General features: G+C 64.8%; 24 protein-coding genes. 16 read left to right on the plus strand and 8 right to left on the minus strand.

Annotation, left to right across the window (positions count from 1 at the left end; translation table 11 throughout):
- Positions 1-359: 359 nt before the first annotated feature.
- Complete coding sequence (locus tag AWB81_RS10395; RefSeq protein ID WP_087134878.1) at positions 360-1,355, minus strand: MerR family transcriptional regulator; 996 nt, start codon at positions 1,353-1,355, stop codon at positions 360-362.
- 251 nt (positions 1,356-1,606) lie between these two features.
- Here AWB81_RS10395 and AWB81_RS10400 point away from each other — a divergent pair, with 251 nt between their 5' ends.
- From AWB81_RS10400 to AWB81_RS10410, 3 genes are read left to right on the plus strand one after another with little or no spacing between them, the layout of a single operon-like run.
- The gene (locus AWB81_RS10400; RefSeq protein WP_062634877.1) at positions 1,607-2,896 is read left to right on the plus strand and encodes an NAD(P)/FAD-dependent oxidoreductase; all 1,290 of its coding nucleotides are present in this window, start codon (positions 1,607-1,609) and stop codon (positions 2,894-2,896) included.
- A complete protein-coding gene (locus AWB81_RS10405; protein ID WP_062634879.1) occupies positions 2,893-3,747 on the plus strand; it encodes a DUF1365 domain-containing protein in 855 nt (284 codons plus the stop codon). The genes AWB81_RS10400 and AWB81_RS10405 overlap by 4 nt, the downstream gene beginning before the upstream one ends.
- A gap of 6 nt (positions 3,748-3,753) precedes the next feature.
- On the plus strand, positions 3,754-5,022 hold the full coding sequence (locus AWB81_RS10410) for an SAM-dependent methyltransferase (RefSeq protein ID WP_235025757.1): 1,269 nt from the start codon (positions 3,754-3,756) through the stop codon (positions 5,020-5,022).
- A 4-nt stretch (positions 5,023-5,026) separates the two neighbouring features.
- Here the strand turns inward: AWB81_RS10410 and AWB81_RS10415 are convergent, their stop codons facing one another.
- Both AWB81_RS10415 and AWB81_RS10420 read right to left on the minus strand, forming a co-directional pair.
- A complete protein-coding gene (locus AWB81_RS10415; protein ID WP_062634883.1) occupies positions 5,027-5,224 on the minus strand; it encodes a zf-HC2 domain-containing protein in 198 nt (65 codons plus the stop codon).
- Complete coding sequence (locus tag AWB81_RS10420; RefSeq protein WP_062635024.1) at positions 5,224-5,808, minus strand: sigma-70 family RNA polymerase sigma factor; 585 nt, start codon at positions 5,806-5,808, stop codon at positions 5,224-5,226. Before AWB81_RS10420 ends, AWB81_RS10415 begins: the two co-directional genes overlap by 1 nt.
- A 192-nt stretch (positions 5,809-6,000) precedes the next feature.
- Between AWB81_RS10420 and AWB81_RS10425 the strand changes: the two genes are divergently transcribed.
- From AWB81_RS10425 to AWB81_RS10435, 3 genes are all read left to right on the plus strand, one after another.
- Positions 6,001-6,639, plus strand: coding sequence for a cytochrome b/b6 domain-containing protein (locus AWB81_RS10425; protein WP_062634885.1), 639 nt, complete (start codon positions 6,001-6,003; stop codon positions 6,637-6,639).
- Positions 6,640-6,673: 34 nt separating this feature from the next.
- Positions 6,674-7,468 (plus strand): molybdopterin-dependent oxidoreductase, encoded by a 795-nt coding sequence (locus tag AWB81_RS10430; RefSeq protein ID WP_062634887.1) that lies wholly within the window; start codon positions 6,674-6,676, stop codon positions 7,466-7,468.
- Positions 7,469-7,571: 103 nt separating this feature from the next.
- Complete coding sequence (locus AWB81_RS10435; protein WP_062634895.1) at positions 7,572-7,817, plus strand: pentapeptide MXKDX repeat protein; 246 nt, start codon at positions 7,572-7,574, stop codon at positions 7,815-7,817.
- Between the two features lie 74 nt (positions 7,818-7,891).
- On the opposite strand, the gene AWB81_RS10440 is transcribed toward AWB81_RS10435, so the two are convergent.
- The 4 genes from AWB81_RS10440 to AWB81_RS10455 all read right to left on the minus strand — a co-directional run bounded on the left by AWB81_RS10440 (position 7,892) and on the right by AWB81_RS10455 (position 11,863).
- Positions 7,892-8,665 (minus strand): PhaM family polyhydroxyalkanoate granule multifunctional regulatory protein, encoded by a 774-nt coding sequence (locus AWB81_RS10440; RefSeq protein WP_062634897.1) that lies wholly within the window; start codon positions 8,663-8,665, stop codon positions 7,892-7,894.
- A 76-nt stretch (positions 8,666-8,741) separates the two neighbouring features.
- Complete coding sequence (locus AWB81_RS10445; RefSeq protein ID WP_062634899.1) at positions 8,742-9,572, minus strand: enoyl-CoA hydratase/isomerase family protein; 831 nt, start codon at positions 9,570-9,572, stop codon at positions 8,742-8,744.
- A 23-nt stretch (positions 9,573-9,595) separates the two neighbouring features.
- Positions 9,596-10,717, minus strand: a complete 1,122-nt coding sequence (locus AWB81_RS10450; protein WP_235025758.1) for an ABC transporter substrate-binding protein — start codon at positions 10,715-10,717, stop codon at positions 9,596-9,598.
- A 159-nt stretch (positions 10,718-10,876) separates the two neighbouring features.
- Positions 10,877-11,863 carry a fumarylacetoacetate hydrolase family protein gene (locus AWB81_RS10455; RefSeq protein WP_062634902.1) on the minus strand — a complete coding sequence of 329 codons (987 nt, stop codon included), beginning with the start codon at positions 11,861-11,863 and terminating at the stop codon, positions 10,877-10,879.
- 93 nt (positions 11,864-11,956) lie between these two features.
- Between AWB81_RS10455 and AWB81_RS10460 the strand changes: the two genes are divergently transcribed.
- The 7 genes from AWB81_RS10460 (at position 11,957) to AWB81_RS10490 (ending at position 19,800) form a co-directional block, all read left to right on the plus strand.
- Positions 11,957-12,796 (plus strand): IclR family transcriptional regulator, encoded by an 840-nt coding sequence (locus tag AWB81_RS10460; RefSeq protein ID WP_374730479.1) that lies wholly within the window; start codon positions 11,957-11,959, stop codon positions 12,794-12,796.
- A 136-nt stretch (positions 12,797-12,932) separates the two neighbouring features.
- Positions 12,933-14,171 carry a DUF3108 domain-containing protein gene (locus tag AWB81_RS10465; RefSeq protein ID WP_062634907.1) on the plus strand — a complete coding sequence of 413 codons (1,239 nt, stop codon included), beginning with the start codon at positions 12,933-12,935 and terminating at the stop codon, positions 14,169-14,171.
- A gap of 70 nt (positions 14,172-14,241) precedes the next feature.
- The gene (locus AWB81_RS10470; RefSeq protein WP_062634909.1) at positions 14,242-15,030 is read left to right on the plus strand and encodes an alpha/beta fold hydrolase; all 789 of its coding nucleotides are present in this window, start codon (positions 14,242-14,244) and stop codon (positions 15,028-15,030) included.
- A gap of 114 nt (positions 15,031-15,144) precedes the next feature.
- A complete protein-coding gene (locus tag AWB81_RS10475) occupies positions 15,145-15,402 on the plus strand; it encodes a BTH_I0359 family protein (RefSeq protein WP_062634911.1) in 258 nt (85 codons plus the stop codon).
- 207 nt (positions 15,403-15,609) lie between these two features.
- Entirely contained in the window at positions 15,610-16,692 is a 1,083-nt protein-coding gene (locus AWB81_RS10480) for a homocysteine S-methyltransferase family protein (protein ID WP_062634913.1), read from the plus strand.
- 39 nt (positions 16,693-16,731) lie between these two features.
- Positions 16,732-19,449: a methionine synthase gene (gene metH, locus AWB81_RS10485; protein ID WP_062634915.1), complete on the plus strand. Its 2,718-nt coding sequence runs from the start codon at positions 16,732-16,734 to the stop codon at positions 19,447-19,449.
- Between the two features lie 153 nt (positions 19,450-19,602).
- Positions 19,603-19,800 (plus strand): hypothetical protein, encoded by a 198-nt coding sequence (locus AWB81_RS10490; protein ID WP_062634917.1) that lies wholly within the window; start codon positions 19,603-19,605, stop codon positions 19,798-19,800.
- 172 nt (positions 19,801-19,972) lie between these two features.
- Here AWB81_RS10490 and AWB81_RS10495 read toward each other — a convergent pair whose 3' ends face one another.
- Complete coding sequence (locus tag AWB81_RS10495) at positions 19,973-20,299, minus strand: DUF1840 domain-containing protein (RefSeq protein WP_062634919.1); 327 nt, start codon at positions 20,297-20,299, stop codon at positions 19,973-19,975.
- 329 nt (positions 20,300-20,628) lie between these two features.
- Here AWB81_RS10495 and argS point away from each other — a divergent pair, with 329 nt between their 5' ends.
- The 3 genes from argS (at position 20,629) to AWB81_RS10510 (ending at position 24,120) form a co-directional block, all read left to right on the plus strand.
- Entirely contained in the window at positions 20,629-22,413 is a 1,785-nt protein-coding gene (gene argS, locus AWB81_RS10500) for an arginine--tRNA ligase (protein WP_062634921.1), read from the plus strand.
- 156 nt (positions 22,414-22,569) lie between these two features.
- Positions 22,570-23,340, plus strand: coding sequence for an SPOR domain-containing protein (locus AWB81_RS10505; protein WP_087134885.1), 771 nt, complete (start codon positions 22,570-22,572; stop codon positions 23,338-23,340).
- 126 nt (positions 23,341-23,466) lie between these two features.
- Complete coding sequence (locus tag AWB81_RS10510; RefSeq protein ID WP_062634923.1) at positions 23,467-24,120, plus strand: thiol:disulfide interchange protein DsbA/DsbL; 654 nt, start codon at positions 23,467-23,469, stop codon at positions 24,118-24,120.
- Positions 24,121-24,131 lie beyond the last annotated feature (11 nt).

The raw sequence follows: 24,131 nt of genomic DNA on the forward strand, positions 1-24,131 counted from the left end.
GGCGCACAGACGCGATAAAACGGCAATAAGCGCCCGCCGCAATCAGCTGCGACGTTTGACCGTGCTTGCCTGTTGTAGCGACGCCGCATTTCGGCTGGGCCGCCTTGCGTTTTTTGTCTACCTGGGTGAGGAGCTAAACCTGTGCCTGGGGTATGAAGGGAGCCGACCGCGGCGCCCCGCGATGCTCGGGCCGCCGACACGTTTTCACCGCCCGACCAGCTTGCCTGCCGATCATGACAGCCTTGCGTTCGCCCGCTCCGATGCGAGCGCGCGGTGTGCTCCGGGCGCCCTCGGGTAGGTTGGGCGCCGCCGGGCGAGCCGAAAGATCGCTCGCCGAACTGCAAAAATATGTCGACCGACTATAGCACGGCCGCCTGCGTGGCGGCCTGCCTCCAGGTCGCGACCGTCTCGTCGATCGGCGTCAGCCCCGGCACGTGCTCCACGCCCTCCGGCAGCTTGCGGCGCAATACGGGACTGCTGCCGCCGACCCATATGCCGACCTCCGCCGGCAGCAGGTTGCGCAGCTCGGCAAGCCCGCTCGACACCGCCTGAGCCGGCATCGACGCGGAGAACGACAGCGCGACGATGTCGAGCTTGTGCGCATTCACGGCATCGACGATGTCGTGCAGCGGCGTCTGCGTGCCGAGCCCCATACATTCGCACTCGGAGAGCGAAAAGATCGCTTCCGCCATCAGGATGCCGAGCCCGTGGCTCTCGCCGGTGAGCGTGGTGAGCAACATGCGCGGCCGGCCGCCGCGCCCGCGCAGCGCGTCCGAGAGCGGCCGCAGCAGCGTGCGCAACGTTACCTGCATCGCCTCGCTGAACAGGTGCTCGTGGTAGACCTGAAGCGTGCCCGCCGCCCACGCATTGCCGACCCGCGCTGAAAGCGGCGCCGCGATATCGAGCACGAAACGTTCGAGACCGTCGCGTGTCGCGCGCTTGAGCAGTTCGAAGCGGAAGTCGTCGTAGGCGCCGGTGCGCAACATGCGAATCAGCCGGTCGAGTTCCACGTCCGGTGCATCCTGGCCGACGCCCGACTCCTGCGCCAGTTGCTGCAGCATCTCGATCGACTGCACGAGCACCTTGCTCGGCCGGTGCCCCGCGTCGAGGAGCCGCTTGACGAGCCGGAGTTTCGTCACCTGTTCCTGCGGATAGAGGCGTTCGCCGCCCGGCGAGCGCATCGGTTGCGGGAAGCCGTAACGCCGCTCCCATACGCGCAGGGTGTCCTTCGTCAGCCCGATCTCGTGCGCGATCGCCCCGATTCCGATGCCCGCGAGCGGCACGACCGTGTCATTCCCGCCCTCGCCGTCCGCCGGCGGCTCTCGTCCCGAGTCAATTTCTGGTATGTTTGTCATGGACAAAATGTTCCAGTCGATGAAGTTGCACGGTTGCAGTCTGCGTTTAAATCCTTATCACGAAAGGCTTGTAACGCCAGACCCGTGATCCCATGATAGACGATTTTTCCAAACCATCATGGACAAAGATTGGTCCTTTGTTCAACTGCATCCGCATCGACGCGCGCTGCGTAAGTTGAGAGACCGCCGCCCGAAGCGGGCGGCCCGGCGGCCTCGGGCGAGGCGCACACCGTTCGAACCACGGAGTTGCCATGAGAGTTGCTGTCATCGGAGCCGGAATTGCGGGGCTGGCGTGCGCGTGGCGGCTCGCGCAGAGCGATGCCGCGATCGAAGCGACGCTCTTCGAGGCCAACGAATACTTCGGCGGCCACGCGAACGCGGTGGACATCACGCTCGACGGCATCACGCGTGCCGTGGACACCGGCTTTCTCGTGTTCAACCTGAGCACATATCCGAATCTCGTCGCGCTCTTCGAGGAGCTCGACGTTCCGACGACCGAAACCGACATGTCGTTCTCCGTCTCTCTCGGCGAACCGGCGCTCGAATGGGCGGGCACGACCCTGAACACGGTCTTCGCGCAGCGCCGCAACCTGCTGCGGCCCGCGTTCCTCCGCATGCTTGCGGACATCGTGCGCTTCAACCGCATCGCGACGGCGCTCGCGCTGCAGCGCGGCGACACTGCGCCGTCCGCCGAGCCGGTCGGGCGCTTTCTGGCGCGCGAACGCTTCTCCGATGCATTTCGCGACTGGTATCTCCTCCCGATGATAGGCGCGATCTGGTCGTGCCCGGTCGCGCAAATGCTCGCGTTTCCGATCGGCACGCTCGTGCGCTTCTGCCACAACCACGGGCTTCTGCAGATCGCGGATCGTCCGCGCTGGCGGACCGTCACGGGCGGTTCGCGCATCTATGTCGACAGGATGCTCGCGGGCATCCCCCATGCGCGCTCGGGTGAACCGGTCCGCTCGGTGCGCCGGTTCGGGCGAGACGTGCAGGTCGAAACCGCGCGCGGCATCGAAACATTCGACCATGTCGTGCTGGCCTGCCACAGCGATGAGGCGCTCTCGCTGATCGGCGATGCGACCGCCGCCGAACGCGACGTGCTCGGCGCGATCCGCTATCTGCCAAATCGCGCGGTGCTGCACACGGACGCCGCGATGCTGCCGGCCCGGCGCGCGTGGTCGGCGTGGAACTACGAGAGCCGCAGCACTGAAGGCGAAACGAGCGTCTGCGTCCACTACCTGATCAACCGCCTTCAGCCGCTGCCGTTCGAGACGCCGGTGATCGTCTCGCTGAATCCGGTGCGCGAGCCGCGCGCCGACAGCGTGCTGCGCGAGTTTTCGTACAGCCATCCGCTCTTCGATCAGGCCGCGATCGACGCACAAAAAAAGCTGCCCTCGCTGCAGGGCGACCGCCATACGTGGTTCGCCGGTGCGTGGACCGGCCATGGCTTCCACGAAGACGGCCTGAGCTCCGGTCTCGCCGCCGCGGCGCGGCTGATCGAGCGCGCGGCGGCGTCCCGGCGTGCGGAATTCGTCGCATGAACGCACACGATCCGCTCCGCTTCGGAGCGCCCGATGTGCTGCTCGCGGGCAGCGTGCGGCATCGGCGGCTGCGGCCAGTCGCGCATGCGTTTTCGTATCGCGTGTACACGCTGAGACTGCCGCTGCGCGCGCGGGCGGCGCGGCAGGCGCGTGGCGAACCCGGCGACTCGCGGCTTTTTGCTCACAACCGCTTCGGGCTCTTGAGCTTTTACGACCGCGACCACGGCGCGCAGGACGATTCGTCCGCGCTGACCGCGCTCGACTGGATCGACGGACTTCTTCACGCGAACGGCATCCAAGATGCCGACGGCGAGATCTATCTGCAGACGTTCCCGCGCGTGCTCGGCTACGTCTTCAACCCCGTTAGCTTCTGGCTGTGCGAGCGGGCGGACGGCGCACTGCGCGCCGTGCTTTGCGAAGTGAACAACACGTTCGGTGAACGTCATGCCTATCTGCTCGATACCGGCCGTCCGATTGCGAACGGCATGCCGCTCACGGCCCGCAAGGTGTTCCACGTATCGCCGTTCTGCAAGGTCGAAGGGGACTACACGTTCCGCTTTCTCTTCGCGCGGGCGCAAGAAGGCCGTCCGTGGCGCTCGCTCGTGCGCATCGACTACGGCGACGCGAACGGGCCGCTTCTCGTGACGAGCATCGACGGGACGGCGCGTGCGCTCGATGCGTCGAACGTGTTGCGCGTGTTCTTCGGCCATCCGCTGATGACGTTCGGCGTGGTCGCAAGGATTCACTGGCAGGCGCTCAGGCTCTTTCTCAAACGCGTGCCTTTCATCGCCAAGCCAAGGCCGCCGGGCGCGACGGTCACGCGCGCGCGATGCGAAGCGCAGGACAGGTGAGCTGCCATGTCGGCACAGCCATCCCCTGAATCGCAATTCCGATGTCCGTTCGCGCGGCTCGTGCCCTCGATGCGCGCACGCGATCCGGCACGCATCGACGGCGCGGGACGCGTCGTGCTCAAGCTGCTCGAACGGCTGCGCTACGGCACGCTGGACGTGCAACTGCCCGACGGCACCGTGCGTCGTTACGGCCACGGCCTGGCAGGCGGCCCGCGGGCGCGCGTGACGCTCGCGAACTGGAACGTGTGCACGGCGGCGCTCCGGCTGGGCGACACCGGATTCGCCGAAACCTATCTGGCCGGCGACTGGACAAGCGACGATCTGAACGCGCTGCTCGACATCCTGGTGGGCAATCGCGCGGCACTCGAAACCGCCATCTACGGCTCGTGGACAGGCAGGCTCGTTCAGCGCGTGCGGCACCTGCGGCGCACGAACACGAAGGCGGGCAGCCGTCGCAACATCCACGCGCACTACGATCTCGGCAATGCCTTCTACGCGCTATGGCTCGACGAAACGATGACCTATTCGAGCGCACTCTTCGAAGACGATCCGGCGCGCACGCTCGCCGATGCGCAGCGCGCGAAATACCGGCGGCTGCTACGCGAACTGCGCATCGACAACGCTGACGCGCGCGTGCTCGAAGTCGGCTGCGGCTGGGGCGCGTTCGCCGAAGTCGCAACGCGCGAGACCGGCGCGCATGTGACGGGCGTCACGCTGTCGAAGGAACAGTTTGCGCACGGACGGATGCGCATCGCGCAGGCGGGCCTTGCCGAACGGATCGAGTTGCGCCTTCAGGACTATCGCGACACGCACGGCCAGTTCGACGCGATCGCCTCGATCGAAATGTTCGAGGCCGTCGGCGAGCGCTACTGGCCCGCTTATTTCCAGTGTCTCGCGCGCAACCTGAAGCGCGGTGGACGCGCGTGCGTACAGACCATCACCATCGACGACGCGCTCTTCGCACGCTATCGGACAGGCAGCGACTTCATCCAGCAATACATCTTTCCGGGCGGCATGCTGCCCTCGCCTTCGGCCTTTGCGGAATGCGCGCGCCAGCATGGGCTGAAGGTGATCAATCAGCTCTCGTTCGGCGCCGACTACGCGCGCACGCTGAAGCTCTGGCGTGCCGCGTTTCTGGCGCGCGTGGACGCCGTGCGCGAACAGCAGTTCGACGAGCGGTTCATTCGCTTGTGGGATTTCTATCTGTGTTACTGCGCGGCGGCTTTCGCGCATGCAAATACGGACGTGATCCAGTTCACGCTCGCGCACGCGTGACGCATCAGTCGCTGGAAGAATCGCCGCCGGAACGGCCGACGAGCGCCCGGCACGCTCGCCGCAGCATATGCAGGTCGCGCCGGTAATTGCGGCAGCCGCTGCAAGTAATCAGGTGCAGACGAAGCTGGTTGCGCTCGTGAAGCGTCGTGCGGCGGTCCATGTCATTCGACATCAATTGCGTCGCTTCCTTGCAGGTCAGCATCAGGCACCTTTCTCGTCGAACCATCGATTCTGCAGGCAGAGCCGCAGCGCCATCTTCGCGCGGTGCAGGATCACGCCGCAGTTGGTCTTCGTGATGGCGAGCTCGACGCACACGTCGTCCACCGACACATCGAGGAACTCTCGCATCATGAAGACGCGCGCCGTCGCGGGCGGGAGATTCGTCAGGCAGAGTTCGAACACGGTCCAGAACTGGGTCTGCGCGAGCGTGGCCTCCGGGTCGCCCCACGCCGACGGACGTTCGTTCTTCTTCCAGTGATCGTGCTCGTCGAAGAGCGCGTCGAACGCATCCGCCGGTATCTCTTGGTCGTAAGTATGGCTGGAAAGATTACGCGCTCGTAAGCGAAAGGTATCGACTATCTTGTTCTTAAGAATCGCGAACACCCACGTGCTGAACTGCGCCTGACCGCGAAACTCGCTGATGCGCGCCATCGACGCGAGCATCGCTTCCTGAACCGCGTCCTCCGCCTCCGTGCGATCGCGCAGCTGCAGCAGGGCAAAGCGCAGCAGCATCTCGCGCAGCCGCGCGAGATCGGGCTGAAATCCGGACGACGTGAGTTCGCTCATGGATCGAAAAGGCAGCTTACGGAATTCGAACATGGCCGCGCGGCGGCCCGGGTCGGGTGATTCGTCGCGGCTCGCCGGCAGTAAAAAAATCTTGCCCGACGATGTAATACGCCGCCCCGCCCGACGACTAATCCTCAAAGAACCGTGCTGCAGGGTAATCGCAGAACGACGACCAGCTTAAAGGAAACCAAAATGACCGCGCAACAGTCGCATGCAGCCATTCCCGGCGGCTCGCCCGCACGCGCCGCCGTTATTCAGCCGGCGTGGCTGCGCATCTCGCACTGGCTCAACGCCATCGCCGTCATCCTGATGATTCTTTCGGGCTGGCGCATCTACGACGCGTCGCCGGTATTCAAGGGCTTCACGATTCCCACTGGCATCACGCTCGGCGGCTGGCTCGGCGGCGCGCTGCAATGGCACTTCGCGGCGATGTGGCTGCTGTTCTTCAACGGCCTCTTCTACCTCGCGATGAACCTCACCACCGGCCGTCTCTTTCGCAAGTTATTGCCGGTGTCGCCGGGCGCGATCTTCCGCGACCTGCGGCTCGCGCTGACGGGCCACCTCGCCCACGACGACCTCGCCCGCTACAACGCGGTGCAGAAGTTCGCGTACCTCTTCGCGATAGTCGATCTCATCGTGCTCGTGCTGTCGGGTCTCGTGATCTGGAAGTCGGTGCAGTTTCCGCACCTGCGCGAACTGATGGGCGGTTATGACAATGCCCGCATTGTGCACTTCGTCGCGATGTCGCTGCTGGTGGCTTTCATCGTCGTTCATGTGGCGATGGTCGCGCTCGTGCCGCGCTCGCTCCTCACGATGATCCGCGGCCGCTGACCCCTCACGCACAGACCAAGCTGGAGAACGGAAGATGACATCCGCCAAACCCCGCCGCAAGGAGACACCGATCGCGCCCGGCATCGATCGCGAGTCGCTCCTGATCGACGCACGGCGCGAACTCGAAATGCCCGCGCGACGCCTCTTCGGCAAGCAACTGCTTTCGCTCGGCGGCCTCGCGATGCTCACCGGCTGCGGCATTTCCGACAACAAGTCGGTCGAGACATTCCTCACGCGCGTCTCGCGCCTGAACGACGGCGTGCAGGCGTGGATCTACGATCCGAACCGCCTCGCCCCGACCTATACGCGCGCCGAACTCACGAGGCCGTTTCCGTTCAACGCGTTCTACGTCATCGAGGACGCGCCCGAAGTCGACGGCGAAGACTTTCGCCTGAAGGTGAGCGGGCTCGTGGCGGACAAGCGCGTCTGGTCGCTGCCCGAGCTTTACGCGCTGCCGCACGCAGAGCAGATCACGCGGCACATCTGCGTGGAAGGATGGAGCGCTATCGGACGCTGGGGCGGCACGCCGTTTTCCGAGTTCCTGAAACGCGTCGGCGCCGACACGAGCGCCAAATACGTCGGCTTCAAATGCGCCGACGACTACTACGAAAGCATCGACATGGCGACCGCGCTGCATCCGCAGACGCTCCTCACCTTCACCTACGACGGCGAAACGCTGCCCGCGAAATACGGATTCCCGATGAAGCTGCGCATGCCGACCAAGCTCGGCTACAAGAATCCGAAGCACGTCATGGAGATCTTCGTCAGCAACACGTTCCCTGGCGGCTACTGGGTCGATCAGGGATACAACTGGTTCGGAGGCTCGTGACGCGGCGAAATGCCATTCGTTTTGCCACTCGTTTGGCCGCCGCGACGCAACTTCGATTCACCCCGGCTCGTCCGGACAGCTTCTCACACGATATGAGGTCGACATGAAATTTCTGATCACCGCAGCGATCACTACAGCGCTGGCTTTTTCCGGTTCGATGGCGTTCGCTCAGGCGAGCGGCGCGATGGCGGGCGACGCGATGTCGCACGACTCGATGAGCAAGGACTCGATGTCGAAGGACGGCATGTCCCACGACGCGATGAAGAAAGACTCGATGAAAAAGCCCCAGAAGGAGAAGAAAGGCGCGATGGGCATGGAGCACGGCGCTTCGTCGTCGATGTCGCAGTAACGCTTCGACGCGTGCACGGCGCGCGCCGTGCACGTCGGGCACGAATCAGCCGGCCGTGGCCTCGCGAGAGCCGTTCACTCGGACTTCTTGCGCGGCGCGGGCTTTTTTGCGGACGCCTTTTTCGCTGCCGCGTCTGCGTCGGCGGCGGAATCGTCGGATGAAGCCGCCAAGCCCTCGTCCTTCTCGTCCGAGGTAGCCGAAGCCGGTGCCGAACTCGCGGACGGGCTTGCAGCCGGCGTCACCGCTTGTGCCGCCTGCGTGGCCTGCGCCATCGCGATGCCCGCAAGCTGATTGAATTGCGTCTGCAGCAGGTTCCACCATCCCGAAGGATCGAACGCTGTTTCACTGGCGTCTTCTCCCTCCGGCTTCTCGTCTTTCCGCGCTTCGGGCAGCGGCGCCTGCTTCGGCGCTTCGCTCCTCGTGCTCGCGCTCGTCATCGGCCAGCCGGATGCTTTCGGCTTCTCGGCGGGCGCCGGCGCCTGCGCCTTTTCCACCGACGACTGCGCATACGCTCCGAACGCGCGCAGCGTCGCGAGCGTGGCGCGCTGCACTTCGAGCGCCTGAATCGCCGATTGCAGCATGTTCAGGTTGAGCTTGAGCCATTGCTCGATTGCGCGCATGTCGGTCACGCGCTTGTCGAGTTCCTCGATGTTCGAGAGCGGCGCGAGCATGTCGGACATCATCGAGAGCGACGGACCGACGCCCTGCGTTCCGCCCGGCATCGCGGCGGCCGTGAAGGGATTGAGGCGCATCAGCTCCCACATCTTTCCCATCATGTCGGCCTGTGAAAAGCCGGGAATGCCGGAAAAGGCGCCAAAGGGCGGCGTACCGCCGGATGTATCGGTCATGCGAATCTCCTTCGGTAAGCGATGCGGCGCGTGAGGAGTGTCACGCCGCGCATCGCGCAATGATCCTTCGTCAAGGTCAGAACGGCGAGCCGTCCGGGAAATCGGGCGGACGCCGCTCGCGCAGCGAGCGCATGCCTTCCTGCACGTCGGGCCCGGAAAAGCCCATGAACTCGAGTGCGAGCGACGCATCGAAAGTCGGGCCCGCCGAGCGCAGCCAGTTGTTCAGCGCGTATTTGGTCCAGCGGAGCGCCGTCTGCGAGCCGGCGGCGAGCCGGTTCGCCACTTCGATCGCCTTCGGCATCAGTTCGCCTTCATCCACCGCGAGCGAGACGAGTCCGATGCGCTCCGCCTCCTCGCCGCTCACCGGCTCGCACAACAGCAGGTAATACTTCGCTTTCGCCATGCCGCACAAGAGCGGCCACACGATCGCCGCGTGATCGCCCGCCGCGACGCCGAGCCGCGTATGGCCGTCGATGATGCGCGCCGTCTTCGTGGCGATCGAGATGTCGGCCAGCAATCCCGCGACCAGCCCCGCGCCGACCGCTGGCCCGTGCATCGCGGAAACGATGGGCTTGCTGCAGTTGATCACGTTATAGACGAGATCGCGCGCCTCGCGCCAGACTCGCGTGCGCACGTCGAAGTCGGACGCCATCGCTTCGACGAGATCGAGATCGCCGCCCGCCGAGAAGCCTTTGCCCTCGCCGCGGATCAGCGCGACGCGGGTGTCCGGATCGCGGTCGATATCGCGCCAGATGTCCGCGAGTTCGCGGTGCATGTTAGCGTCGGCGGTCGCAAGGCTGCTCTTGTTCGTGCCCGCGCCGCTCATCACGACTTCGAGCACGCCGTGCGGATGGCGCCGCAACTTCAGCGACGTGTACTGCGCATAGAAAGAGAGGTCATCGCTCATGGCGCTTCCTTTGAAAGAGGCTGTCAGCGCGGCTGATACACCCACTTGCCGTCGCTGATCTCGACCATCACGCGCGCGCGCTGATCGAGGCCGATGTGATCGGTCGCCGACATGTTCACGAGCCCGTTGGTATCGGCGAAATTTTTGGTGCCTTCGAGCGCGTCGCGCAGCGCGCGGCGAAACTCCGGCGTGCCGGGCGCGCCCGCCTTGATCGCGAGGGGCATCGCGCGGTCGAGCAGCATGCCCGCGTCCCACGTATACGAGCCGAACGCCGACACCGAGCCCGGCCCGTGCTGCGCCTCGTACAGCTTGATGTACGCGAGCGCAAGGCGTTTTGCCGGATGATCGTCCGGCAGTTGCGCGGCGACGAGCACCGGGCTCGTCGGCAGGAACGTGCCGTTGCAGTCGGCGCCGCACACGCGCAGGAAGTCGCGGTTGCCGGTGCCGTGGTTATGGTAGATCTTGCCCTTGTAGCCGCGCATCGCGAGCGTCTTCGGCGGCAGCGCCGCGGGCGTGCCCGCCGCGCCGACGACCACCGCATCCGGCTTCGCCGCGAGAATCTTGAGGATCTGGCCGGTCACGCTCGGATCGGTGCGGTTGAAGCGCTCGTTCGCGACCATCGCGATCTTGTGCAGTTGCGCGAACTTCGCGACTTCCACATAGAACGTCTCGCCGAGCGCATCGGCCTGGCCGATGTACGCCATCGTCTTCACGCCGTGGTTGCTCGCGTGCTCGGCGATGGCCGACGCCATCATCGCGTCGGTCTGCGGCGTCTTGAATACCCAGTGGCGCTTGGCGTCGACAGGCTCGATGATCTTCGACGATGACGCCAGTGAGATCATCGGCGTCTCGCCTTCGGCCACGACATCGATCATCGCAAGCGAGTTCGGCGTGATCGACGATCCGATGATCGCGTCGACGTGGTCTTCGGAAATCAGCTTCTTCGTGGTCTGCACGGCTTGCGTGGTGTCGGACGCATCGTCGAGCACGATGTAGTCGACAGGGCGCCCGCCCATTTCCTTCGGCAAGAGCGCGACAGTGTCGCGCGCGGGGATGCCGAGCGATGCGGCCGGCCCCGTCAGCGAGAGCACGAGCCCGATCTTCACATGCGGCGTCTGCGCGAAGGCGCCCGCCGAAATCGCCATCGATACACCGACCACCCACCGTTTCAGGCCTGTTCGCCAACGCTGCATTTCGAAGTCTCCGTTTTCGTTTTTGTTGTGCATCTCAAGCTGCCGGGCAAGTGTAAGGCGCCCGGAAGCGTTGGCGCATCGGGCGAAACCCGTTGCGCCCTGTGGCCACGCTCACTCGTGCAGGGCCACGACTGCCTGGTCGATCGCGCCGAAAATCGACTTGCCGGCTTCGTCGAACATTTCGATCTTCACGCTGTCGCCGAACTTCATGAACTCGGTCTGCGGCGCGCCGTGCTCGATGGTTTCGAGGCACCGCTTCTCCGCGATACAACAATAGCCGCGCTTTGCATCCTTGTTCGAGATCGTGCCCGATCCGACGATCGATCCGGCGCGCACGTTGCGCGTTTTCGCCACGTGCGCGATCAGCTGGCCGAAGTGGAACACCATGTCCGTGCCGCAATCGGGCTGGCCGACCTTCTTGCCGTTCCAGTGCACGATCATCGGGCGATGCACGCGGCCTTCGCGCCACGCGTCGCCGAGTTCGTCGGGCGTCACGGCGACCGGCGAGAACGCAGTCGCCGGCTTGCTCTGGAAGAACCCAAAGCCCTTCGCGAGTTCGGCGGGAATCAGGTGGCGCAATGAAACATCGTTGACGAGCATCAAGAGGCGCACATGCCTGAGCGCTTCGTCGGGTTTCGTGGTCATCGGCACGTCGCTCGTGATCGCGGCGACTTCTGCCTCGAAGTCGATGCCGAACGCTTCCGATGCGCACACGATGTCGTCCGTCGGGCCGATGAAGTCATCGCTGCCGCCCTGGTACATCAGCGGATCGGTCCAGAACTCGGGCGGCATCTCGGCGCCGCGCGCGCGGCGCACGAGTTCGACGTGATTCACGTAAGCAGAGCCGTCGGCCCACTGGAACGCGCGCGGCAGCGGCGCCATGCACGACTTCGCGTCGAACGAAAACGCGTTGCGCGCGCGGCCCTGATTGAGCGCTTCGTAGAGATCGAGCAGTTGCGGCGCGTAGAAGGTCCAGTCGTCGAGCGCGCGCTGCAGCGTGCCGGCGATCGCATCCGCGATCGCCGCCGTGCGCAGGTCGCGGGAAACGACGATCAGCTGACCATCGCGCGTGCCGTCCTTCAGCGTGGCAAGTTTCATAGGGTGACTTGGTGGTGTGGGATGACGATGAGGGAAATCTATTTTACGATGGTGAATCCGGGGCGGGGCACGCCGCTCGCTCGCAAATTTCCCATGTCCTCCAAATTTCCCCAGTCCGCCGACGAAACCGATGACACCTCCGAAACCGCCGACGCCATTGAAGGCGGCGAAGAAAAGGCGCGCTCCGGCATCCAGTCGATCGAAGTCGGGTTCCGGCTGCTCAACGTCCTGACTCACGAACCGCGCGCGATGATGCTGCGCGATCTCGCGCAGCGCGCCGGCATGAGCCCGGCGAAGGCGCATCGCTATCTCGTGAGTTTTCAGCGGCTTGGGCTCGCATCGCAGGACCCGGTGTCCGGGCGCTACGAACTCGGCGGCTTCGCGTTGCAGATGGGACTTGCGCGGCTCGCGCGCGTCGATGGCGTGAAGCTCGCGCGCATCGCACTCTCCGAACTGCGCGACAGGCTCGATCAGACCGTCGGCATCGCGGTGTGGGGCAACCAGGGACCGACCGTCGTTCACTGGATGGAATCGAGTTATCCCGCGAAGGCGTCGCTGAAACTCGGCGACGTGATGCCGCTGCTTTCGTCGGCGACCGGGCTGCTGTTCGCCGCGTATCTGCCGCGCAGCAAGACGCAAGCGATGCTCGAGCGCGAACTCGCGGCGACGCGCAAGACGATGGCGGAGATCGAACCGCTACTCGCCGAGGTGCGCGAACATGGCGCGGCGCGCATCGAAGGCATGCTGCTGCCGACGATCCACGCGTTCTGCACGCCCGTCTTCGATTCGACCGGCGATCTCGCGCTCGGGCTGATCGCACTCGGACACGAAGGCGCGTTCGATACGCGCTGGGGCGGTGAAATCGATTCCGCGCTACGCGCATGCGCGGCGGATCTTTCATATCAACTGGGATACTCCGAGCAGGAGCGCTGACCCGCAATCGACGCTAACGTGACGTAACGTAACGCGATGCGAAAGCGCGGAACATCGCTTTCGCGGGGCGTGTCATAAGCGTTTGCCCCTTTCCCCGCGTTCGCACGCGTTCGCCACGCACACAAAGCCCGTTCCGATGCCGCTTTTCCCCTTACGCCGCCCGCGCCCCGCCGATGGCGAGCCGCGCAGCGGCGCTTCCCGTCCCCCGGATTCCCGGCCGCCGCGCCGCTGGGGCCGCTGGGCGCTGGTGCTGCTCGCGGTCGTCGCGTTGCACTGGAGTGCGGCACGCTGGGTCGGGCGCAACGGGAACGCGTCGAACCCGCCACCCGCCGACGACGTGCCGGTGCAGGTCGCGCTGCTCACGCCGAAGCCGGTCGAACAGGCGCCGCCGCCCGCAGCGCCCGCGGCGCCCGTTGCCCCGCCGGCCGTGCCGAAGCCAGCGCCGAAACCCGCCGCGCCGCAGCCAAAGCCGGCTGCACCGGTATTGAGCGTTGCGCGCGACGACGCCCGTGCGCAGCCCGCCGCCGCGCCTGGCGCGGCCAGCGCAGCGGCGGCCTCGCAGGCCGCTGCGGCATCGGCGGCGAATGCGACGGCAAACGCATCAGCGAAATCGGCGCCCCCCGCATCCGGCGACAAATTCGACGTCCCGCCAACGGGCGAGCTGCGCTATGACACGCTCGTGAACGGCGTGATGAACCAGACGGGCACGATCCACTGGATCAACGACGGCCAGCACTACGAGATGGTCGTCTCGATCCCGATTCCGTTCGTCGGCCCTTACGTCTATTCGAGCCACGGCCACCTCGACGGCTTCGGCATCGCGCCCGAGCAGTATTCCGAGCAACGCGGCCGCCGCGCCGCCGACGTCACGATCTTCAATCGCGAGTCGAAGCAACTCGTCTACACACGCACGCCAGCGAGCCAGCCGCTCGCCGATGGCGCGCAGGATCGCTTCAGCGTGTTCATGCAACTCGCGAGCCTCGTGCGGGGCGCCCCCGACAAGTACACGCCGGGCGTGGCGCGCCAGTTCAGCGTTGCGGATAACGACAGCAACGAAGTCTGGTCGTTCGAAACTGTCGGCGATGAAACCGTGCAGGCTCGCGGCGGCGCGATGAGCGCGCGCCACTTTACGCGTCTGCCCCGCCGCGAGGGCGATCGCCGTCGAATCGACGTGTGGCTCGCGCCATCGCTCGGCTGGCTGCCGGCGCGCATCGTGCAAACCGAGCCGAACGGCCTGCAGATTGAACTGGTGTGGCGCGGCAAGCTGCAACCGCCCGCCGCACCGGCACCCGATGGCACCGGAACTAGCGGCCCGGGCACGACAGATGCGTCAGACGAATCCGCGCCCGCGGCCTTACAGCCCGAGAAACCCTAGCGATGACCGGGGCCCGATCGGGATGAAGTAAGCAGGGCGCCATCCGCAATCGCATTTTTACGGAGCCAACATGCAGGTGACGATCAACGGTATCGACACGCGTTATGTGCTGAGCAACGAAGGCGGCGGCCCATGGCTGACCTTCATCCACCAGCTGGCCGGCGACCTGTCGGTGTGGGACCAGCAGGCCGGCTATTTCCGCAACGATTACACCGTGCTGCGTTATGACCTGCGCGGCCACGGCGAGACGGCGGTGTCGCCCGGCGCGTTCAACATCAGGGATCTCGCCGACGACCTCGCCGAACTACTGCACAAACTCGGCGCACCGAGCACGCACGTGGTCGGCCTGTCGATTGGTGGGATGGTCGCGCAACAGTTCGCCGTCGACCACGGCTCGCTTGTCGATACTTTGACCGTCGTGGGCGCGCCCGCCTTCACGCCTGAAGACGCACGTCCCATTTTTGGGCAGCGCGCGGCATCCGTGCGCGAAAACGGCGCAGCGAGTATTGTGGAAGCAACACTCGAACGATGGCTCACGGCAGAGTTCCGGCAACGGCATCCCGAAGTGGTCGAGCAGATTCGCGAAACGATCCTGCGCACGCCACCAGAGGGTTTCGCGCGCGCTGCCGAGGCCGTTAGCGATTTCGATGTACGCGAAAAACTGGGTTCGGTGGCAAAGCCCACGCTCGTCGTTGCCGGAAGGCACGACGCGGGCACGCCGAATGCTGCTTCCAGGCTGATCGCCGACACCGTGCCGGGTGCGCTTTTTGAAACACTCGACGCGGCGCATCTGTCCCCGATCGAGTCCTCAACGCAATTTACCGCGCTTCTTGGAACATTTTTGCGCAATTCTGTCTAAAAGAAAGCCTCGATGGGCTTCTGGCAACACGTCGAGGCCACCCCTTGAATTCCAACCCAAGCGCTCCACTTATGGTGCAGGATGCCAGGAGCAACAGGAATAAGGAGTGTCGCCATGCAAATGATCTACAACAGCCCTAACTATTGCGTTGTGGAGTTCCCGCCGCAGGACAACCATCTGGCGATGAAGGCCGGCGGCTACGAGATCGTCGACAAGAACACTCAGCGCGAAATCTTCATCGATGGCGCGCTGGCGGCCAAGTTTCGCGAACATGTCCAGAAGTTGATCGAAGAAGAACCGTCGCTCGAAGATGTCGACGAGTTCCTGGGTCAGTTCGACGTTCTGATGAACCAGCCGGTGATCCTTCACTGACTCGACCAACGGGTCACAGAGTGCGGCGCCCAGAGCCGCATCGACCTCACAGGTGACACCCCCACGAAGCCCCGGCGCGCAATGCGCCGGGGCTTTTTGCCAGATGGGCGCGCCTTGCCCGTCGAGCCTCTCGTGGCGGCGACGGCCTTCTGGCCGTCCGGCTACAATGACAGGCTAACTTCTTACCTGGTGCGAGCCTTGCCTGTCATGAACGAGACCGCCAATTCAACCGCCCCGGCCACCGCCGGACGCCCGCCACGCCGCGAATACACGCGCGGCGCGACGCTGCCCGCGCTGCTGCAACGGCGCATCCTCATACTCGACGGCGCGATGGGCACGATGATCCAGCGCTACAAGCTCGACGAGGCAGCCTATCGCGGCGAGCGCTTCAAGGACTACGGGCGCGACATCAAGGGCAACAACGAATTGCTGTCGATCACGCAGCCGCAGGTCATTCGCGAGATCCACGACCAGTACCTCGCGGCCGGCGCCGACATCGTCGAAACGAACACTTTCGGTGCAACGCGCGTCGCCCAGGCCGACTACGGCATGGAAGAACTCGCCGCCGAGATGAACCGCGAATCGGTGAAGGTCGCGCGCGAGGCGTGCGACAAACACTCGACACCGGACAAGCCGCGCTTCGTCGCGGGCGCGATCGGGCCGACGCCGAAGACCGCAAGCATCTCGCCCGACGTGAACGATCCGGGTGCGCGCAACGTGACCTTCGACGAGTTGCGCGAGGCCTACTACGAGCAGGCGAAGGCGCTGCTCGAAGCGGGCTGCGATCTCTTCCTGGTCGAGACGATTTTCGACACGCTGAACGCGAAGGCCGCGCTTTTCGCGCTGGACCAGTTGTTCGAGGACACCGGCGAACTCCTGCCGATCATGGTTTCGGGCACGGTCACGGATGCGTCCGGACGGATTCTTTCGGGACAGACCGTCGAGGCATTCTGGAATTCGCTGCGTCACGCGCGGCCGCTGACGTTCGGCCTGAACTGCGCGCTCGGTGCCGCGCTGATGCGTCCGTATATCGCCGAACTGGCGAAGCTCTGCGATACGTACGTGTCGTGCTATCCGAACGCGGGCCTGCCGAATCCGATGAGCGATACGGGCTTCGACGAAACGCCCGATGTGACGTCCGGCCTGCTGAAGGAGTTCGCCGAAGCGGGGCTCGTGAATCTCGCGGGCGGCTGCTGCGGGACGACGCCAGAGCACATTGCGGAGATCGCGAAGGCGCTTGCCGATGTGAAGCCGCGCAAGTGGCCGTCGCACTATCGCGACGCCGCCTGATTTCGGCCCCATAACGACAACCATACCGCACAGCACACCATGACCGATCACACGATGCGCCTTTCCGGCCTCGAACCGTTCAACGTCACCGAAGGCTCCCTCTTCATCAACGTTGGTGAGCGCACCAACGTGACCGGATCGAAGGCTTTCGCGCGCATGATCCTCAACGGCCAGTTCGACGAGGCGCTCGCCGTCGCGCGCCAGCAGGTCGAGAACGGCGCGCAGGTCATCGACATCAACATGGACGAGGCAATGCTCGATTCGAAGGCGGCGATGGTCCGCTTTCTGAACCTGATCGCCTCGGAGCCGGATATTGCGCGCGTGCCGATCATGATCGACTCGTCGAAGTTCGAGGTGATCGAAGCCGGCCTCAAGTGCGTGCAGGGCAAGGCAATCGTAAACTCGATCTCGCTGAAGGAAGGCGAGGAGCCGTTCCGCCACCACGCGACGCTGATCCGCCGCTATGGTGCGGCGGCCGTCGTGATGGCCTTCGATGAAAAGGGCCAGGCCGACACCTTCCAGCGCAAGACCGAAATCTGCAAGCGCTCGTACGACTTCCTCGTGAACGAAGTGGGCTTTCCGCCCGAGGACATCATCTTCGATCCGAACATCTTCGCGATCGCGACTGGCATCGAAGAGCACAACAACTACGCCGTCGATTTCATCAACGCCACGCGCTGGATCAAGCAGAACCTGCCGTACGCCAAGGTGAGCGGCGGCGTGTCGAACGTGTCGTTCTCGTTCCGCGGCAACGACCCGGTGCGCGAGGCGATCCACACCGTGTTCCTGTATCACGCGATCCAGGCCGGCATGGACATGGGCATCGTCAACGCGGGGCAGCTGGGCGTCTATCAGGACCTCGATCCGGAACTGCGCGAACGCGTCGAGGACGTGGTGCTGAACCGTCGCGAGGACGGCACCGACCGTCTGCTCGAAAGCGCCGACCGGTTCAAGACCGGCGCCGCAAAGAAGGAAGAGAACCTCGAATGGCGCAACCAGCCGGTCGAGGCGCGCCTTTCGCATGCGCTCGTGCACGGCATCACGAACTTCATCGTCGAAGATACGGAAGAAGTGCGCGCGAAGATCGAGAAGGCGGGCGGCCGTCCAATCAACGTGATCGAAGGGCCGCTGATGGACGGCATGAACATCGTCGGCGACCTGTTCGGCGCGGGCAAGATGTTTCTGCCGCAAGTCGTGAAGTCGGCGCGCGTGATGAAGCAGGCGGTCGCGCATCTGATCCCGTTCATCGAGGAAGAGAAGAAACGCATGGCCGACGCCGGCGCCGACGTGCGCCCGAAAGGCAAGATCGTGATCGCGACCGTGAAGGGCGACGTGCACGACATCGGCAAGAACATCGTGTCGGTGGTACTCCAGTGCAATAACTTCGAAGTGGTCAACATGGGCGTGATGGTGCCCTGCGCGACCATCCTGCAAAAGGCGAAGGAGGAAGGCGCGGACATCATCGGCCTGTCGGGGCTCATCACGCCGAGCCTCGAAGAGATGGCCTACGTCGCGTCCGAAATGCAGCGCGACGACTACTTCCGCGGCAAGCAGACGCCGCTCCTGATCGGCGGCGCGACCACTTCGCGCGTGCACACGGCCGTGAAGATCGCGCCGCACTACGAAGGGCCGGTGGTCTATGTGCCGGACGCGTCGCGTTCCGTTTCGGTGGCGTCGAGTCTGCTGTCCGACGAAGGCGCGGCGAAGTATCTCGACGACCTGAAGACCGACTACGACCGCATCCGCACGCAGCACGCGAACAAGAAAGCGCAGCCGATGGTGACCTACGCCGAGGCCCGCGCGAACCGCACGAAGATCGACTGGGCGGGCTACACGCCGAAGAAGCCGACGTTCATCGGCCGGCGCGTGTTCAGGAACTACGATCTGGCGGATCTCGCCAACTACATCGACTGGGCGCCGTTCTTCCAGACCTGGGATCTGGCGGGCCCGTATCCGGCGATCCTGAACGACGAGATCGTCGGCGAGTCGGCGCGGCGCGTGTTCTCCGATGGCAAGTCGATGCTCTCGCGCATCATCCAGGGCCGCTGGCTCACGGCGAACGGCGTCGTCACGCTGCTGCCCGCCAACACCGTGAACGACGACGACATCGAAATCTATACCGACGAATCGCGCACCAAAGTCGCGCTGACGTGGCGCAACCTGCGCCAGCAGAGCGTGCGCCCGGTGGTCGACGGCGTGATGCGCCCGAACCGGTCGCTTGCCGACTTCATCGCGCCGAAGGAGTCGGGCGTCGCGGATTACATCGGCATGTTCGCCGTGACAGCGGGTCTCGGCGTCGACAAGAAGGAACAGCAGTTCGAAGCCGATCACGACGATTACAGCGCGATCATGCTGAAGGCGCTGGCCGACCGCTTCGCCGAGGCGTTCGCCGAAGCGCTGCACGCGCGCGTGCGGCGCGAACTGTGGGGCTACGCGGCCAGCGAAACTCTCGACAACGAGGCGCTGATCGCAGAGAAATATCGCGGCATCCGTCCGGCGCCGGGTTATCCGGCATGCCCGGACCACCTCGTGAAGAAGGACATGTTCGACGTGCTGCAAGCTAGCGAAATCGGCATGAGCGTCACCGAATCGCTCGCGATGCTGCCGGCCGCGAGCGTGTCCGGTTTCTATATGGCGCATCCGGACAGCACGTATTTTTCGGTCGGCAAGATCGGCGGCGATCAGGTGGAAAGTTTCGCGCAACGCATGGCGTTGTCGAAGACGGACGCCGAGCGCGCGCTCGCTCCGCTGCTATGAAACGCGCGGTTAAACGCCTCATGAACATACGCGCCGCGTGATACGGAAAAACAACGCGCAGCGCGGCCAGAACTTTTTTATTTCCGTAGACTTGGCGTTGCGAATGTCCGTCATGGCGACGGTCACGCATATCTTTGTCACGGAGAAAGCCGCATGAAGAAGCTGACGCCCGTTTTGGCCGTTGCCGCAGCCATCCTGTTCACGTCCGGTTCCGCTGCGTTCGCGCAGCCGGCGAGCAGCGTGTCGTCGTATTCCCCGCCGATGACCGAGCACAAGAAGAAGCCGAAAAAACCCAAGGCGAAGAAAGGCGCGAGCGCGCCCGCGGCGGATACCAACGGTCAGACGCAGTAACGCAGGTCACCGGGCTTTGCGGTTCCCCGTAGCGCAGGACGCAGGCAGCAACGAGAAGAGCCAGGAAGAAAAAACCCGCATCGTCGCCGATGCGGGTTTTTTTGCGCGAGCGCGCTCCACGATGACGACGGTATTCAGCGCTTCCTTAATCCGGCACGCGCAGCGCTGCGCGTCAGACGCCCCACAGAATGTCTGTGTTCGCCTTCTGTGCCAGGCGCAGCATGTCGAGAAACGGGTAGGCGCGCTGCGCGAGGCCGATCGGGATTTCGTGCGGCTCGTGGCCTTCTTCGCCTTCGTGGAAATGCCCGTCGTGCTCGGCACGTTCTTTCTTGTCGACGACCACAGCGGCTTCCAGCTTTTGAATCGCAGCAGGCAGCTCGTCATGAGTGATGACCCCGCGCGCGCTCAGATGTTTGCCGATGATGCCGAGCAGATACTCCGCCAGGTTATCGAGCATCATCACGTCGGGCGCAGCACTGGTTTTGAAAGTGATCAGCATGGCAAGGTCCTTTTCCTTATGTTGGGTTGTTAGCGAAACGCGTCGGCGGCGTATCGGACACATGCGCCCCGAAGCGTGGGTTTCCCCACTGTTTCCCTGAGTGTTTCCCTGACAGCGACCCTGATTCGACATATTAGCACCTGCTAAAATCCGGTTTCGACATCCGGGGCAATCGGAATCGTCGCAAAGTGTGGAGCGCGCGAGAAGCCGCCGCATCCACATCCGCCTGCCCGGGTTGGGTCGCGCTCTTTGCCGGCGCGCGGGCTGAAACATTACGCGCCCGCGCCGGCCACATCACACTGGACCCGGTCCACTGGATCACACTCAGCATGCTGCCCGCACACAAACTCACTCTCGAAACGCTCCTCACCGACGCGGTCAAGCAAGTCGCGCTCGCCAGAGAGGGCGCATCCGAAGCCGCGTTCGTCGAACCGGCCATCGTCCTCGAACGCCCGAAGGTCGCCGCGCACGGCGACGTCGCCAGCAACGTCGCGATGCAGCTCGCCAAGCCGCTGCGCGCCAATCCGCGCCAGCTCGCGCAGCAGATCGTCGATGCCGTGCTCGCCAGTCCGGCCGCGCAGGGCCTCGTCGAGAGCGCCGAAGTCGCCGGCCCGGGCTTCATCAACCTGCGTCTCGCTCCTGCCGCGAAGCAAGCCGTGGTCCCGGCGGTGCTCGCCGAGGGCGCGGCCTACGGACGCTCGTCGCGCGAGGAAGGCAAGCGCGTGCTGGTCGAGTTCGTGTCGGCGAATCCGACCGGCCCGCTGCACGTCGGCCACGGCCGTCAGGCGACGCTCGGCGACGCGCTCTCGAACCTGCTCGAAACGCAGGGCTACGCCGTCCACCGCGAGTTCTACTACAACGACGCTGGCGTGCAGATCAACAACCTCGCGATCTCGACGCAGGCGCGTGCCCGCGGCCTCAAGCCCGGCGACGCCGGCTGGCCGGAAGCGGCCTACAACGGCGAATACATCGCCGACATCGCCAGCGACTACATGGCGGGCGCGACCGTCGCGGCGAAGGACGGCGAGCCGGTGAAAGGCCGCGGCGACGTCGACGATCTCGAAGCGATCCGCGTGTTCGCGGTCGCCTACCTGCGCCACGAACAGGACATGGACCTGACTGCGTTCGGCGTGAAGTTCGACCAGTTCTATCTGGAGTCGTCGCTGTACAAGGAAGGCCGCGTCGAGGCGACGGTGAATGCGCTGATCGCGGCCGGCAAGACCTACGAGCAGGACGGCGCGCTATGGCTGCGCACCACCGACGACGGCGACGACAAGGACCGCGTGATGCGCAAGTCCGACGGCACCTACACGTACTTCGTGCCGGACGTCGCGTATCACCGCGCGAAGTGGGAACGCAGCTTCACCAAGGTCATCAACGTGCAGGGCTCGGACCATCACGGCACGATCGCGCGGGTGCGCGCGGGCTTGCAGGGACTCGGCATCGGCATTCCGAAGGGCTATCCCGACTACGTCCTGCACAAGATGGTCACCGTGATGCGCGACGGCCAGGAAGTGAAGATTTCGAAGCGCGCGGGCAGCTACGTGACGGTGCGCGACCTGATCGAGTGGTCGGGCGGCATGGCGCCGGGCAGCGAAACGGCGCCTGACCAGCTCGACGAGGAAACGATCCGCCGCGGCCGCGACGCGGTCCGCTTCTTCCTGATCTCGCGCAAGGCGGACACGGAGTTCGTATTCGACATCGACCTCGCGCTCAAGCAGAACGACGAAAATCCGGTGTATTACGTGCAGTACGCGCACGCGCGCATCAGCACGATTCTCTCCGACTGGCAGACGCGCTACAACGGCGAGCTCGCGCAGGCGGCGAACGCGAACCTCGCGCCGCTCGACAGCGAACGCGCGATGGCTTTGCTCAACAAGCTCGCGGAATATCCGGACATGCTCGCGCACGCCGCGGAAGAACTGGCGCCGCACGCGGTCGCGTTCTACCTGCGCGACCTCGCTGGCGAATTCCACTCGTTCTACAATGCGGAGCGCGTTCTCGTCGATGAAGAGGCGCCGCGCAATGCGCGTATCGCGTTGCTCGCGGCGACGCGCCAGGTGCTCGCAAACGGCCTAGCTACGATCGGCGTGTCCGCTCCGGCCAAGATGTAAATGCTTTAAACGACACCCCGGTGCATCGGCTTCACCGCCCGTCGCGCAATTCGGATTTTTCGGCGCGCTCGGGCGGCGATGTCGCGCGCTGGTCCGCTTCGGGCCGCCGTTATAATCGTCGGCCGATCAGAAGACTTTTTGCAGGTGATTCATACGATGGCAAAACCACGCCGCACGTCGAAGCAGTCGAAGCAAACCGGGGGCACCTTTCTGGGCATCGTGCTGGGCTTGATTGTCGGCCTGGCGATCGCGGTCATCGTCGCGCTCTACATCACGCGCGCGCCCACGCCGTTCGTCGCGAAGGTCGCGCCGCCAGCCGAATCGGGCTCGGCGCCCGCCGCCGCCCAGCCCTACGACCCGAACCGCCCGCTGCAAGGCAAGACGCCCGGACAACCCGTGCCTCAAGCCGCGCAGCCCGCGCCGCCGAACACCGCGCCGGGCCAGACCAACAACCAGACGCAGTCGTCGGGCATGCTGGAAGAGCCGCAGATCGTCGAAGTGCCGCCCTCCGGCAATGGTGCGGCCGTCGCTCCCAAGCCGGGCGCACCGGCGCAAGGCTCCGGCGCCGTCGCAACGAAGAAGCCGGCGAGCGCGCCGAGCGCCACCAGCACGGCGAGCGCGTCGGGTGCCAAGGGCACGTCCGGCGCCGCGACGGCGAAGGCCGCCCCGCCCGCTCCCGGCGACGCGAACACCGGCTACTTCCTGCAAGTCGGCGCGTACAAGACTCAGGCCGACGCCGAGCAACAGCGTGCACGGCTCGGCTTCCAGGGCTTCGAATCAAAGGTCACGGAACGCGATGCGGGCGGTGTCACGTACTATCGCGTGCGCATCGGTCCGTTCACGAAGTTTGAGGACATGAACAACGTGCGCCAGCGTCTTTCGGATGCCGGCGTCGATACCGCGGTGATCCGTTTCTCGAAGCAGTAAGCCTCGCGCGCCGCGCCCCCTGGCCATCCAGGGGCGCGGACTGGAACCAACGCTTAAGTGTGGCTTAAGCGTCCTGTGTCCCACTTACGTGCTCACGCATTCCTCCACGCACCTTCTCCCGTCATCATGAAAAAACTGTTCAGTGCGCTTGCTGTTTCCCTCGGTATCGCAGTCGGCGCGATGAGCGCCATGAACGCGGCTCACGCGTCGCCAGCCGCGCCTGTCGCGGGCACGGACTACACCGTGCTGCAGGCGGCCCAGCCCGTCGATGCCGCAGGCAAGGTCGAAGTCATCGAGTTCTTCTGGTACGGCTGCCCACATTGCAACGAGTTCGAGCCGTATCTCGAAGCTTGGGAAAAGAAGCAGGGCCCGGACGTCGTGTTCAAGCGCGTGCCGGTCGCCTTTCGTGACGACTTCATTCCGCACTCGAAGATGTATCACGCGCTCGTCGCGCTTGGCGTCGCGGAAAAGCTCACGCCCGCGATCTTCAACGAAATTCACGTGAAGAAGAACTATCTGCTGACGCCGCAAGCGCAGGCCGACTTCCTCGCGACGCAGGGCGTCGACAAGAAGAAGTACATGGACGCGTACAACTCGTTCTCGACGCAGAGCGCGATCCAGCGCGACAGCAAACTCCTGCAGGACTACAAGATCGACGGGGTGCCGACGCTCATCGTGCAGGGCAAGTACGTGACCGGACCGTCCCAGACCAACAGCCTGCCCGGCACCACGCAGGTGCTCGACTATCTGATCGCCCAGATCCGCGCGAAGAAGATGTGACGCACCGCGCG

The sequence above is a fragment of the Caballeronia arationis genome (assembly GCF_001544975.2).
GTDB classification, from domain to species: Bacteria; Pseudomonadota; Gammaproteobacteria; order Burkholderiales; family Burkholderiaceae; genus Caballeronia; species Caballeronia arationis.